Origin of the sequence: Psychrosphaera sp. B3R10, from assembly GCF_018861025.1 — a bacterium.
GTDB lineage: Bacteria > Pseudomonadota > Gammaproteobacteria > Enterobacterales > Alteromonadaceae > Psychrosphaera > Psychrosphaera algicola.
In genome coordinates, this window is record NZ_JAHKQH010000026.1 from 304,964 (window position 1) to 319,070 (window position 14,107).

Genomic DNA, 14,107 nt, shown 5'->3' on the forward strand with positions numbered 1-14,107 from the left:
GTTAAACAAATATCAAAGGCTCTTTAAAAATGCCAGCACGGCAGACTTTTCGTCTTCGGATAGTTGCTCATACTGTTCTTTAGAAGCCTCACTTTCACCACCATGCCACAAAATGGCTTCTTCTAATGTACGAGCTCTGCCATCGTGCAAATAACTGTGTACCGGCGTACAGACTTCATTTCCTTGACCGCCAATAAGATTAACAACTCCGCCGGTGACACAGGCAGATAATCCTATTCCCCAAAGTGGGGTTGTACGCCACTCCGCACCAGACGCGAGTCCTTCGCCCAAATTGTCCGCAAGTCCGGGTCCCATATCATGCAACAGCATGTCGCTATAAGGGTGGATTGTTTGGCCAGCCAACTCAACCAGTGGGTGATATTCTACAGTGGTGAAAGTCGGAGTATGGCAATCGGCACACCCGATTTGACTAAACAAAGCCTTACCATTAATTACATTTGTTTGGTCGATATCGCGCTGCGCTCGAACCCCTAATAACGAAATATATTTTACAAGGTTGTCTAGGTGTTCATCGTCTAAAGTCGCAGAACCTTTATCACATTGATGTTTAGCGTTTTGTTCTGAACCACAGTCGAGCACAGGTAATACCGTGGTTTTTACCCCTATGTCGGTATTTAGTGCGGCCGCAACTTGATGCTTAACACTCGATGTCGCAGCCTTCCAACCAAATCGACCTAATCGCGTGTCGCCAGTTACCGGATCTATTACTTTTTGCGCTCTACCTGATATCCCAAACGGTGCAACTTTGTCGTCAACATCTTCAAGTGCAATGATGGCTTGCTCTCCAATTGCTTCTAATAAACCGAGTCCAATCAAAGGTGGGGCAATACGAGCAGAAAATTTATCCGGGCGAACGCCAGTAAACTGGTATTGCGGTTGGCGAAGACCGTCTTCTTCTAACCAATTGGCGATAACCACTTGTCCTTCTGAATCAAAATCGGCCAAAGTATCTGGTTGTAAAACATTGCCTAATGTCGGGTGAGTTTCGCCATCGGCAGTCGCCACTTTAAAAACCCACTTCGTCAACGACTCGCCAATTTCAGCTGGTGCTGCACGGCCATTTCGTTCATGACAGCTTGCGCAACTATGATTCACCATCCTTGTATTTGATAAGTCTTTAAGCGCATTGAACGTGCCATTGGCAGGGTCTTCATCATGAGAACCGTCAACAAATGAGGTGTGGTGCACTCGACGCCCTAAGACAAATGGTTGGCCATTAACCGATGACAAATTTGTTGCCATCTGCATATAGTGATCGTTCGGTTCATTGGTATATTGATACGGCAACGTGGTTTTGCCCCCCAACCAAGCTGCCTGGTCGATTGGATGGGAATTTTCGCGCTCAGAGCTTTTATCATCAAAGTCCCCGACCGTTTTCCACGGCACCATGCCGCCCGTTCCAACTTGATATAAATAGGTCGTGCCATAATAGTTTGTTCGTCCTTCAGGTACGCCATCTAAAAACTGACTCACCTCAATCTCCATATATTGGCCAACGGCTAATGACTCACGACTACCATGTAAATTACGATATTCATTAATTTCTAAAGAATATTTATATTGGTCGCCCTCATCACTTATTTTTTCCATTTCGTTGTCATAAGTGCCTTTACCATGTTCAACAACATCTGGTTCATAATTGCCATGATATTGCGCAACGGTATTCATACCCGAGTACCAAGCGCGAAATTCGAGTGCCTGTAACTTCCACTCTGATACCCATTCCACTAAGATTTTATTACCGCCTGAGGCAACATTATCGGTAAATTTAAATCGTGCAGTACGGTGTGTCCAATAATGCGATAAATAGTGGTCGTATTGCTGGAACTGATCTTCTTTGGCGTGTCTGTCACGTCCACGGTCTGCTAATTTAGTAATAACTTTGTCTTCAAAAACGTAATGGATTGCGGGTTCTTGCACTGTTCCCACATTGTATAACGCTGTTAGGTCGCCCACTTGCCCGACGGAAACACTATGCCAGCCTGGGACATCGTCTCCTTTCTTATCTGATTCAGCTTGGTCGCCAATGTAAAAATACAAAGGTTTGCCTTCAAATGTCACTTGCTGTGTTGCGTCGTTACGTGTGATCAATCCTAGTCCAGCTACCCCATTTGCTGCATTATCTTCAGCCAATAATGGCGGCCAATTAACCGCACATTGGTCGTTACACTGACTTGTTGATTGACCAATGTCTGCATCAAACACATAAAGAGTGTAATTCGGTTTACTTGAGTCCTGACCACCCACTAACAATAAACTGGCTTCAGCGACTTCGAGTAATGGTGAAACTAGCTCGCACCCGTGGTAGTCCACTTGGGTATCGGCTTCTGTGTCAGCACACTGGTCATAATTATCAAATATGCCATCGGCATCACTATCAGGACACCCATCTTTATTGACACTCATATTCGCTGGAGTTGTCGGACATAGGTCGCCACTGTCTTTAATGCCATCGGCATCGGTATCAATAATCGAGTCCACTTTTAGCCAATTAAGGTTGAAATTTGCCCCCGTCACCGTTAATACAAGACTAAATTCACCGCCTTCTGCAATTTGAAACCCACCAACAATATGATCTTCAAATGTTTGCCAACCGCCGGTTGGGCTAACTTGGTCAGTCCCTATAAGTTGATTATTGATAGTGACGGAAAAGGCACCACCACCGACTTCTGATGCCACTCGGCTTTGCAGTTCATAATCGCCCTTTGGTAATGAAATGGAATACGACAACGTTTCGCCAACTTGGGTCCAGCCAATGTTGTAACCCCCTCCGGAATCATTTGTGGCTTCAATATCGACACCGTCTGTATTTAAAGCACCGCCTTCATTTATCGAGTCAGAATCGGTAAACGCAACATAATCTTCTGCTTCGATGGTATAAGGTAGCTCAATCTCAATTTGTCCTTCCTCATCGCCAGAGTCATCGTCCGTTTTATCGTCATCTTCATTCGTTTCGCCCTCACCGCCGTCGGTTTCGCCTTCATCCGTTTCACCGTCAGTAGAATTGCCATCATCCGTTGAATTGTCATCCTCGATTGGATTTTCAATATCGGTAGGTTTGTCTGACTCGGTTTCACTGCATCCTGGTAATATTGATAATGTTGAAAGTAATACAAACCAAACGAGTGCGTTTGCTGAACGATTATTTATTTTTATTATTTTTGACATGAAAATATCCATTTAAAAAAAGCGCATCTACCGGGAAAATAGATGCGCTTAGTTGTGGGAACTCTATTAATGCTCGCAACTGATGTTGAAACTAATGATGTTGAAATCAATGATGTTGAAATCAATGATGTTCAAACCAACATTGTGATGCGATTACATGTTTCTACAGTACTGCTTGAATTTTCATCGACAAGTGAAAAGCGATGAAAAGGGCATAGGGCTACGACCAAGTGGTCTCGCAAAAGAACAGCCACCGTCTGCCACTTCACCATGGAAAAACAACTGTTCCAGTATGAAGCACACACAAATTCCACATCAACTTGCCATGAGTCCGCTTTAACTTATTTGGCTAGTACAATTATCGGTTCAACCTAATATTATTTATTCCGATGCATCCGGCCGTATAGAAATCAGTTAAAGATCATCACTGACGGCATATCGGAATATTGAATTCTCAGTGGCTTACTGTTTGTTGTTATAACTATTTAATTTCGATTAATTTCAATAACCATGCAATTTTTGCAGTTATTCTTTTGTAATTAAATAGTAAGTACAGTGAGTCAAACCAATTGCCTCACTAATATTAATGCCTCGTTCAGGGCTTTATTAATGTTTTGGTTCATTATTTTCATTGTGGCGGAGTAAGTGTAAATGCCTTCAACATTTTTAAACGACAATATCCTTCAACGTGCAAATTCGTTGCTGGCTAGTATGTCTCTTGCCCAGAAAATAGGTCAAATGACCCAAGTTGAACGAAGTACCTGTGGTGTTGATGATGTCAAAAAATACCATATTGGATCAGTTTTAAGTGCTGCGGGTTCTTACCCCGGTGACAATTCCCAACAAGCCTGGCTCGATATGGTAGACGAATATTGGCGCGCCTCTATTTCGCAGCAGCCAAATAACTCGGGGATCCCGATTTTATACGGTGTTGACGCAATCCATGGCCACGGAAACTTTAAAGGCGCTACCATTTTTCCACATCAAATCGGCCTTGGTGCAACACAATCGCCAGAACTTATCGCTCAAATTTGCCGCGCAACCGCGTTAGAACTTAAAGCAACAGGTGTAAATTGGGTGTTTGGCCCTAATCTCGCTGTAGCAAAAGATACGCGCTGGGGCCGCACTTACGAAAGTTTTTCAGACCAAACACAATACGTAACAAGTCTAACCGAGTCCTTGGTGATTGGTTATCAAACACAAAACATCGACCAACCTGAAGCTGTAATTGCCTGTGCAAAACACTTTGTCGGTGATGGTGGTACTATGTTTGGGGTTGACCAAGGTGACACTCGGTTAACCGAATATGAATTACATGAGCAACACATTGCGCCTTATTATGCCGCTGTGGACGCCAACGTTTTAACGATTATGGCGTCGTTTAGCAGTTGGAATGGCGTGAAGTGCCACGCAAATCACGAATTACTAACGCGTTTATTAAAGCTTAAAATGGGCTTTGATGGTTTTATTTTATCCGATATGGAGGGCATCGACTTTTTAAGTGAAGACTTTTATCAAGCCGTTGCACAGGGCGTGAACTCTGGCATAGATATGTTTATGATGCCTCAAAACTGGTTACTGTTTATTGAATATATGCACCACCACATTGAGTTTGGCTCCATTTCAATGACTCGAATAGACGATGCTGTACGGCGCATTCTTTCGGTTAAAATTGCAGCGGGTCTATTTGACGCGCCAATGCCGTCAGAGAATCGTTTGGTAAAACAAAATGTTATAGGTTGCAAACAGCACCGGGACTTAGCAAGACGTGCCGTACAACAATCTCTGATAAAAATAAAAGGGGAAGACGATGTTCTGCCCATCAACCCTGCATCACGTATTTTAGTAGCCGGCAAAAATGCGCATAACATTGGACATCAATGTGGCGGATTTACCATAAACTGGCAAGGGTTTAGCGGAAACAAAGAGTTAGACAATGCCACCAGTATTTGGCAAGGGATCCAAGCGATTTCACCAAATGCGCAGATCACCTTTGAGCCCCTTGCCGACGCTGCCGATCCGTTAGAACACGACTTAGCCATTGTGGTTATTGGCGAAAAACCCTACGCCGAAGGACTTGGCGACATTAGAGACGAGCAGCATGCTGTTGGTGATTATGTATCTAATATTGAGGGTAAATTTAACGTCATAAAACCTTATGGCGAAACGATCACATTGGCCGAACTGCACCCTGAAGATATTGCTGTTATCAAAGCAATAAAAGCCAAAGGGATCCCGGTTATTACCATCTTAATTTCGGGACGCCCTCTCAATGTGGATCAAGAACTCGCATTATCAGACGGCTTTATCGTTGGGTGGCTGCCGGGTTCAGAGGGCCAAGGGGTCGCAGATGTCATCTTTGGTAAAGTGCCATTTAGCGGCGTGCTTAATTTTAGCTGGCCGACTCAACTCAATGATAGCTGGCCCTGTCCCGAGCTACATATCAGTGCCGCCACGAACGCCAGTGGTACAAGCGAACAACAATTGCGAGTTTAGTCGTTCGTAATATTAAAACTAAGGGGCCACTGGCAATTTGGTCGCAAACTTGAGTCTTATTATCGTAATTAAATTAGTGATCAGAACCATAGACTCCAACATAACACCGCCAATACTGCCTACGATAACATTATTGACAATCCAGCATACAGCGCCTGTCATAAAGGCCAAACGCATTTTTATTCCCTGCAAAAAGAAGATAGCAAACGTACCACAACAAGCCGCAATTATTGGCAAAACATCCACTGCGCTTTCAACCATTGGCACACCCCACAGAATATTTAGCGCTAGAAAAATCCACCCCAAATATTTGCCATGAAACTTAATGGAAATAACCGTTCGAATAAAACTGATGCCATTAGCAATAGCGCCGTTTGTCGAGCCTAATAAATAAAAATGTAAGGTCTGACACAAAAACAAACAGCCCAAACTGAACTTTAATTTTTGGTCGTTTTTTTGCGAGAAAGTATAGGTCCCAATGACAAAGCTCAATAAGCCGAAGAGCTGAGCGATATCAATAATATCTGCACCAAACATGTGGGATCCAACAAAGAATAGAAAGGCGTAATGGTAACGTAAGAGGAATATAAGGTCACCCGCTGTTCAGGCATATGCTATGGCATAACGAACAACGACGTGACCCTTAAAGGAGACTAGCCAAATATAGCGCGGAAAAGTTTAATAGCTTGGTCTACAGACTTTCCGTTTTTCACTTCATGAACTAACGAATCTCGTTTGCCGTGAAGGTACTCAGGAATGTCGTCTTCAGCCAAACGTCTGTCAACTAATGACTCAGCACTTTCTTTACTGCGACGACGAGGTGCGCCCCCGGCAGCCACTTTACTCATGCGAGCTTCAATTTTAAGTTTTAACTTAACGTAGTTTGATTGCTCTGCGATATTATCGTCAGCAAACAAATACATATCTGTTAATACAGCACGAGCGTTCCAAATTTGTTTTTCAAGTTCATCTTCTGGCTCTGCTTGACGCCACCATGAAGCATTGTGAACCGTCTCTACAAGATCTTGCCAGTAGCCATCAAAGTCAAAACCATTAAATTTAGAAACAGCCAAACCTTGGCAATATACGTCAATCTTAGGTGCGGTTAACACAACAAATTGATCTGGACGACGCATACCTAGCAAACGAGTTGCTGGAACCAATGGCGCTTTTTCGCCATTGGCTTTATCTTCAGTGTACGAATGAAAAATTGCACTGTAGCTTGCCACAAACTTGTCGAAATCAGCTTTTGTTACAGGTCCTTCAAGTGGAATAAATTCCAATGCTTGATCAAATTTTTCAGTTTGCTCACTTAACAACAACTGGAATGTTTTAGCGCCTTTAGTCGCGCCAAACCATTCAACGTCAAATTGATAAACGCTAGGATCGTGATCCTGTGTATGTTTACCAAGAATGGTTAATAAGTCTAAGCTAGTTAATTCACCAAGGGGCTTTCCAGCCAATGGTTTTACAAAATCAAGTAAACGCAGTTTTTCGGCTAATACGTCTGCATTTTGCTTTTTAATAAATTCAGCAAATACAGGCCATGACGCGATTCGTAACATCTTGATGCGACCGATGCTAATGCCTTTAATTAACAAGTCCTGCATTTTTTTAAGAGGAACGAGTTGTGCAGGCTCCATCAAATCGTAGTTGATGCCATCACGACATAAACGATACAATTCTTCGCACCACGCCAAAAAATTTTCAGGTCGATCTTCAACTTTAACTGCCATTAGGTTGAGGCTAAGCTCAGCGGCATATTTTAATATGTTTTGATATAGAGTGTTTTCGGCTTCCGAAAGACCCATTTGGACTGGAGATGAGAGCAATTTTCGCATTAAATACTTCGCGCCTATGTAACGATAATTTGAACAAATGACCCAGTATCATACGCAAAAACCGACTAATTTGACAGTGATAAAAATGAACCTACCAACGGGCCCATGTTTCTATTACTGCGAAAACGATGAAATAGAATGGTAATTTTCAATATTTAGCAGCTAATTTACGTCAAATAACGTCACTTGTTATACGGCCCCTTCATCTTTACGTGAACGTTAACGACAATCAAAGACTGCCGATAACGTTAATTTTATTTATAAAATGAAGGATCAGGCGTACCTTTAAAACAACTCATGACATAAGGATAACCATCGGTAACAAAATAACCGTAAACTCCGTCGACTGTCATCCCATTACATTCGTCTAAATCCCCTGCCCCCGCTGTATATTCATAATCATCACGATAAGTACCATCATAGGTGCCACCAGGGCTACTGGCATCGCTTGGACGACTGCCCGCTTTGAGTTTAAAGCTCGATTGCGCTTTACGAATAACGCCGTTGTCGTCAAAGTAGCTCCCGAATATTGGATATCCATCGGCTGCAAACCCAATCACCGGCGATACCACAGTGTCGTCGCCATCCCAGAATAAGGCATTAGGGTTACCATGATAATGGTAGCTGCCGTCCGGCTGAGTATGCGCGTTATGACTGTCGACGCGGAATCCGTTGGGGATATATACCGGGTCAAAACGCCATGGGGTCGACATGTCATTACAACCAATTTTTTCGTTACCAACGTTGTAGCAAGCTGCCGCAATCAAGTCGACCTTAACGCCGTTTAACATTAACGCATTATCCATCATCAGCGTTAGGTCGGTTATCGTAGCCGCGTGGCTCGGCGATGTTGTTATCTCAAACGTTTCGTCCTGAGCACTGACCTGATTTGGAAAAGCATTGACGCCATCGTTAAAGTCGTGATTTGGGATCATGTTAGTGGCAAACAGGCACTTGTCCCCTACAACTGATATCTCTAAATCGCCATTAAATACAGTTGAGTTATTTACGTCTAAAACAGTCGATTCGTAACTTTCAACATAGTCGACGCAATTGCCACTGCGGGAGGTGAGGATCATATCAGTAATGTCGATAGGACCTGCAGATTGTTCTCCCCGTATTACAGCCGCGTATTGTGCCAATTCAGTAACTATCGACGCATATTGGCTATCGTTTATTAGATCATTGTTCTCATCTAAGTCGTTAACAACATGAAATAAAGATTGCGTTCCATCGGCTAATTCAACCAGTTTGTATTCATCATTTCTAACCGCCCAACCAGTCACATTATCGCTTTCATACTCGGTATAATTGTAGCTGCGAAGACCTGCGTCCTCCGAGGTAAACAACTCTGATACGCTATAGCTATTTTGATACTGGATCACATCGCCTTTAACAACACTGCTTATGGTTGCAAACAGATCGGTTGAGTTGATTAAAGCTGCTTCGCGGACATTTTGTCTTGTCACGCCTTTACCAGAAGCCACCATAGGGACACGAACGCCCCCTTCACCTAGCGACCCTTTATTGTTCGAGCGACTAAATACCGAATTGTCGAGTACTTTGGCACTTGTGCCATTATCACCAATGAAAATCACCAATGTATTGTCTAAATCGGCTTGCGACATTGAGTTGAGCAATCGGCCAATTTCACTGTCCATTGCTTCAATTGCGGCTAAAAAATATTCCCGTGGTTTTGAATTAATATCATTATCGGTGCCGGTTAATGTTGTACGTTGATGTAAATCGCTAGGCGGTAAATGCAGTGGCGTATGGGGTGCTGAATACGCCAACCAGGTAAACCAAGGCGTATTATTGCCATTTTGCTGGGCAATCCAATCAATCGCTAGGTCGGTAATTTGCGTCGTATGGTATAGAGACGATTGCGTGGTTTCGCCATTTTCGGTTAAAGACCAATTATAATAATCGGTTAAATTACTAATATTACCCGCAAAATGATCTACACCACTGTCATTCGGATGAGTGTCATCTGGGTTACCACCACCTAAATGCCACTTACCAAAAACCGCAGTTTGATACACTGAGCCGCCGGAAAGCGTCTTAATATACGACTGTAATGTTGTAGAACTGGAGTCCAATTTTGCCGGTACGTATGTTATGCCACTGTTAACACCATGTTGCCCGGTGATAATTGAGCCGCGAGTGGTCGTGCAAGCCGGTGTTGCCCAAACATTTTCAAAAACGATCCCAGATTGCGCAAGCGAGTTTAATGTTGGTGTAACGGGGGCATCATTTGAATACGGGTATTGCGCAGAGGCGTCGATGCCCTGATCGTCAGAAATAATCAATAAAATATTGGGCTTGTCATTGGACGCTTGGGGATCATTAAATAGGCGACCTGCACTTGTCGCTGTTTCATTAAATCCATCCCCATCAACAAATGTGATGACCACAGATAGGGTAAACCCTACATCTTCTTGAACTAAGGTATAGGTCGAATTGGTTGCACCAATAATGTCATTGCCGTTGCGCATCCATTGATAGCTAAAATCCCCCAAACCATTGCCATCGGTCAAGGTCTGTGTGATTGATAATGCCTCACCAACGTCTAAGCTACCATGAATTGTGACAGTTCCAGTTACCGCGCTATTTGTAACTTCAACAGGCACTTCAACGTCAGGTTCTGAAGAGTCGCTACCACAGCCAAACAACAATAAACTAAGGCAAACCAAACCCAAAAACTTGGACAATGCCGCTGATTTAAGCCTTGGTAATGTACTAAATAATTCTGCGCAACATGGCGTTTTTAAATTTAATATCAACATCTTATGACCATAATTAATAACTATGATCAAAATTCTAACGTACAAATGTGCAAAAAGTGAGGATCAAAATAAAAAACACGATAAATTATCGAAAATTAAGGTAACCAAAATTTTCGTTTAATTTAGAATTCCTTTTCCTTTTTCTTTTTCTTTTTCTTTTTCTTGCCTTACTCGCTTTTCACTATCACGTTTTGCCAAAGCAGTTATAAGCGAGCAATATTTTAGAAACTTCGTCTATTCGTCTTTCAAAACTTAGTTTGCTTGCCCGTTCGTGTATCGTATGGTCACCATCGCCAAATGGCCCAAACCCGTCTAGAGTCGCAACCCCTGCTGCAGAAACAATATTTGCGTCACTAACACCACCACGTTTTTCTGTTTTTAATGGGTAACCCAAAAGCGCTTCAATATGTTGGAGTAAATCAGCCTGTTTTGCCGACGGTTGCATTACATCTCGCTGGATACCGCCCTCAAGTTCGGCACTTACCCCTTCAACAAAAGTTGTAGCAACAATGTCATTTAGGCCTTTTAATAATCGATCACGTTCAAGTGTTTGTGTATATCTCAGTTCAACTACAATTGAGGCTTTAGGTGAAATAGTATTGGCACCAATTCCACCTGATATTTTACCTGCATTAACTGTGCTACCAGCTTCGAGCCTGGTAAGCGCGGTAAGTGCAATCACCATATGCGCCGCTGCAAGATTAGCATTACATCCCGTTGCATAGTGATTACCTGCATGTGCCGCTTTACCCACCAATGAAATCGTAAATGTGCCAACACCTTTACGGCCAACAACAACTTCGTGATCTTTCCCTGCCGCTTCAAACACCAAACAAATATCGTAATTTTTGGCTAATTCAGAACTCAAGTGTTTACTATCATCACTGCCACTTTCTTCGTCGCTAACTAACAACATGTCAATATTAGATAAGCCGCCTTGTGTGCGCTCCAATCGCTTGAGGGATTCTAATGCGACTATATTGCCGCCCTTCATATCACACACGCCTGGCCCGTAAACCCAATCCGCATCTTCCTTAAATCCTTCGAACGTATTCGGCGGAAAAACCGTATCTAAATGACCTAACAACAGGACCCTAGGAAAACTAGAATTATGTAAACTGCAAAATAATAAATGATCCCCTATTTCTTCTCGTTGAAAAGTTTCAGTATGGAATCCCAATTGCTCCATCCAAGTGCGAAATATTGCACCATTTTGATCTACACCCTGCTTATTTTTGGTGTACGAATTTAAATTAATAATCGATTTTAATTCGGCAAAGTTAATCATATTTTTCATTCCAAACTTAATCTAATTCCGTGAAAGTCTTCGTTGACGCTATGTAGAATGCCTTTGGGCAATTTATTGACTCACCAACACAAAGAATTTATCTACACTGTTGAACAGGCCATTTACTGAACTCTGCAATTACTGAACCAGTGAAATCATATGGCATTAATATTGCTGTTTTATAACTGACGTAGGGTATGAATTTAACGTTCTATACATCATATTTGAGAGCTTTAGAGGTCTATATGGGTAACAAGTTAATTGCAAAAAATGGCCCTACTATAGGGATGTGGATGTACCAAAATAGTGGCGGGGATGAGATCCAAAACCGGCTTATTATGCAACTCGCTAAACGCGGGATAAATGTGATAACAGGCTTGGATTTAGCACGCGCTTCCGCTCAAAACGGAGAGATTATTTGTAACGGCGTAACGATGGAGGAGCTGGATTTATTTTTTTCTTACAACGCTGGCGCACAAACTCCTTATCAATTGTATTTATACCAAGCGATAAATAAACTCGTCCCAACAATCAACAACTTCGAATCGTTTTCATTAAGTGAAGACAAGTTTCTTACCACCTACGCACTCAACCAAGCCAACATTCGTTGTCCAGAATATCGAGTATTTAACCGCGAAGATATTTCAGGACTGCGAGATACCGTTAGAGAATGGAATGGCAGAGTGGTTTATAAACCTACCGACGGTTGGGGTGGAACAGGCATAGTTAAAATTGAAGATGAACGTTCCTTAGACGTACTCGTTCCTTTTCTAAACCGCTTAGATGTGCCTCACTTCTATCTTGAAAAATACATCAATTACGACAAATCTGACTATCGAGTAGATATTGTCGATGGCAAATACATCGGTTGTTACGGCAGAAAAGCCCCTACAGACAGCTGGAAAACAAATGTCACAAGTGGCGGCAGTGTCATCACTCGACAACCATCCGACGAGGTTATTGAACTTGCAATACAAGCTGCAAAAGTCACTGGCCTAGAAATCGCCGGCGTTGACCTGCTCTACGATTTAGATGCAGAAGAATATGTTGTTCTAGAAGTTAATGGCATTCCAGCCTTCGCAACACCTGAACAAGAAAAACTAGGGATTGATTTTAATACGAAAAAAATAGATACCATTGCTGAACTCATCGAGCGCACCGTATTTATTCAACCGCAACCCCTCCCATTACTCGAACGAATAGAAGACAGTATTTATGAGCAAAAACACACTGCCTAAACTCGGCCTACTTTATCTTGATCACGTTATGCGTTTTTTTGACAAATCCAACTTTAAAGGTTGGCCTGATAAAATCGAAACTGTGGTTTACCATTGGGGCAACGATAAAAACCGATTGATTGATGAAATTAAACGAAAAAAAATTGGAATCTTGGTTGGTAATATTCCTGCCACAGCTTATGAAACTTTCCGGGAGATCTCTCGGGCTCTACCAAATGTCCGGTTTTTGCCGTCACTCGACACTCAATTCAGCAATAAGTCGAAGGAAAATGTAACGCATTTTTGCGAAAAGTATCAAATCCCTATCCCACCAACCAATATATTTTACGAATTGGCTGATGCTGACACATTTTTAAAAACAACGACGTACCCAAAAATAATTAAAAAATCCTATGGTCCATCTAATTACGGCGGTTATTTTGTTCACAAAGCGGATAGCTATAAAGAAGCTAAAGATCTTTTAGCCCAGAAAAAATACTACCCTGTTTATGTCCAAGACTTTGTGCCTATGAGTGCCGACATCCGCGTGATGTTAATTGGACACAAGCCAGTTTGTGCGTTTTGGCGTAGACCGCCTGAAGGCGACTGGCTTACAAATACCAGCCAAGGCGGTAGCATGGACTACCAAGATGTTCCAACCGAAGTATTAGATTTAGCTGTTAAGGTGTCTAAAGCCGCAAATGCGGAATATTGGGCATGCGATATTGCCGTCGGTATAGACGGAAAATTGAGAATATTAGAATGCGCAACGGCATTTGCAGCATTCCCATACATTCGCGATTGGATTGGCCAATACATCATGTGGAATATTTCAGACGGTCAATTTAGACTTCCTCACATCCCGTTATATAACTGGGAAGAACTGGGTAAAATTAGCCCATCGTTACTGCGAACTATGCGATATATTACCTTTGGCAAACACGTTTTTCCAAGTTGTGATAGCGGTGAAACATTTTCTAAGATCAGTGAAGATAATTACCCTATCGTGGCACTTGATGAAGACATGTCTAACGAAGAGTGGCCAAGCGAAAAATGGAACCGACAGGACAATTATGTTCGTCGCCAAAACAGTGATAAATCTGCGGCTAATGTGCCTCACTCAGCACCTAAAGCAAAAGACATTACGGAAGCACCTGCAGATATAGCTATAGACAAAGCGGCAGCAAGTGACGGTGAGATACCAGCGTCCGATGAAACAAACGAGTCACCTTTAAATTAAATAGAAAAAGGTAAACACAACAAGCCTAAATTTGATAATTTAGGCTTTTT

At 42.5% G+C, this 14,107-nt stretch carries 9 protein-coding genes; 4 read left to right on the forward strand and 5 right to left on the reverse strand.

Annotated features, from left to right (window positions below):
- Positions 1–12: 12 nt before the first annotated feature.
- On the reverse strand, positions 13–3,189 hold the full coding sequence (locus KO525_RS10715; RefSeq protein ID WP_215963799.1) for a di-heme oxidoredictase family protein: 3,177 nt from the start codon (positions 3,187–3,189) through the stop codon (positions 13–15).
- A 42-nt stretch (positions 3,190–3,231) separates the two neighbouring features.
- On the opposite strand from KO525_RS10715, the gene KO525_RS10720 reads away from it, so the two are divergent.
- Both KO525_RS10720 and KO525_RS10725 read left to right on the forward strand, forming a co-directional pair.
- Entirely contained in the window at positions 3,232–3,396 is a 165-nt protein-coding gene (locus tag KO525_RS10720; RefSeq protein WP_215963800.1) for a hypothetical protein, read from the forward strand.
- A 444-nt stretch (positions 3,397–3,840) separates the two neighbouring features.
- Positions 3,841–5,685, forward strand: coding sequence for a glycoside hydrolase family 3 protein (locus KO525_RS10725; RefSeq protein WP_215963801.1), 1,845 nt, complete (start codon positions 3,841–3,843; stop codon positions 5,683–5,685).
- An 18-nt stretch (positions 5,686–5,703) separates the two neighbouring features.
- Here KO525_RS10725 and KO525_RS10730 read toward each other — a convergent pair whose 3' ends face one another.
- The 4 genes from KO525_RS10730 to KO525_RS10745 all read right to left on the reverse strand — a co-directional run bounded on the left by KO525_RS10730 (position 5,704) and on the right by KO525_RS10745 (position 11,600).
- Positions 5,704–6,222: a YgjV family protein gene (locus KO525_RS10730; protein ID WP_215963802.1), complete on the reverse strand. Its 519-nt coding sequence runs from the start codon at positions 6,220–6,222 to the stop codon at positions 5,704–5,706.
- A gap of 116 nt (positions 6,223–6,338) precedes the next feature.
- Entirely contained in the window at positions 6,339–7,526 is a 1,188-nt protein-coding gene (locus tag KO525_RS10735; RefSeq protein ID WP_215963803.1) for a hypothetical protein, read from the reverse strand.
- Between the two features lie 254 nt (positions 7,527–7,780).
- Positions 7,781–10,312: a YHYH protein gene (locus tag KO525_RS10740; protein ID WP_252736683.1), complete on the reverse strand. Its 2,532-nt coding sequence runs from the start codon at positions 10,310–10,312 to the stop codon at positions 7,781–7,783.
- 184 nt (positions 10,313–10,496) lie between these two features.
- Positions 10,497–11,600, reverse strand: coding sequence for a M20 family metallopeptidase (locus KO525_RS10745; protein WP_252736682.1), 1,104 nt, complete (start codon positions 11,598–11,600; stop codon positions 10,497–10,499).
- Positions 11,601–11,845: 245 nt separating this feature from the next.
- On the opposite strand from KO525_RS10745, the gene KO525_RS10750 reads away from it, so the two are divergent.
- Together KO525_RS10750 and KO525_RS10755 are read left to right on the forward strand one after the other, a co-directional pair.
- Entirely contained in the window at positions 11,846–12,838 is a 993-nt protein-coding gene (locus tag KO525_RS10750) for a RimK family alpha-L-glutamate ligase (RefSeq protein WP_252736681.1), read from the forward strand.
- The gene (locus tag KO525_RS10755; RefSeq protein WP_215963805.1) at positions 12,816–14,057 is read left to right on the forward strand and encodes a RimK family alpha-L-glutamate ligase; all 1,242 of its coding nucleotides are present in this window, start codon (positions 12,816–12,818) and stop codon (positions 14,055–14,057) included. Before KO525_RS10750 ends, KO525_RS10755 begins: the two co-directional genes overlap by 23 nt.
- Positions 14,058–14,107: the final 50 nt, after the last annotated feature.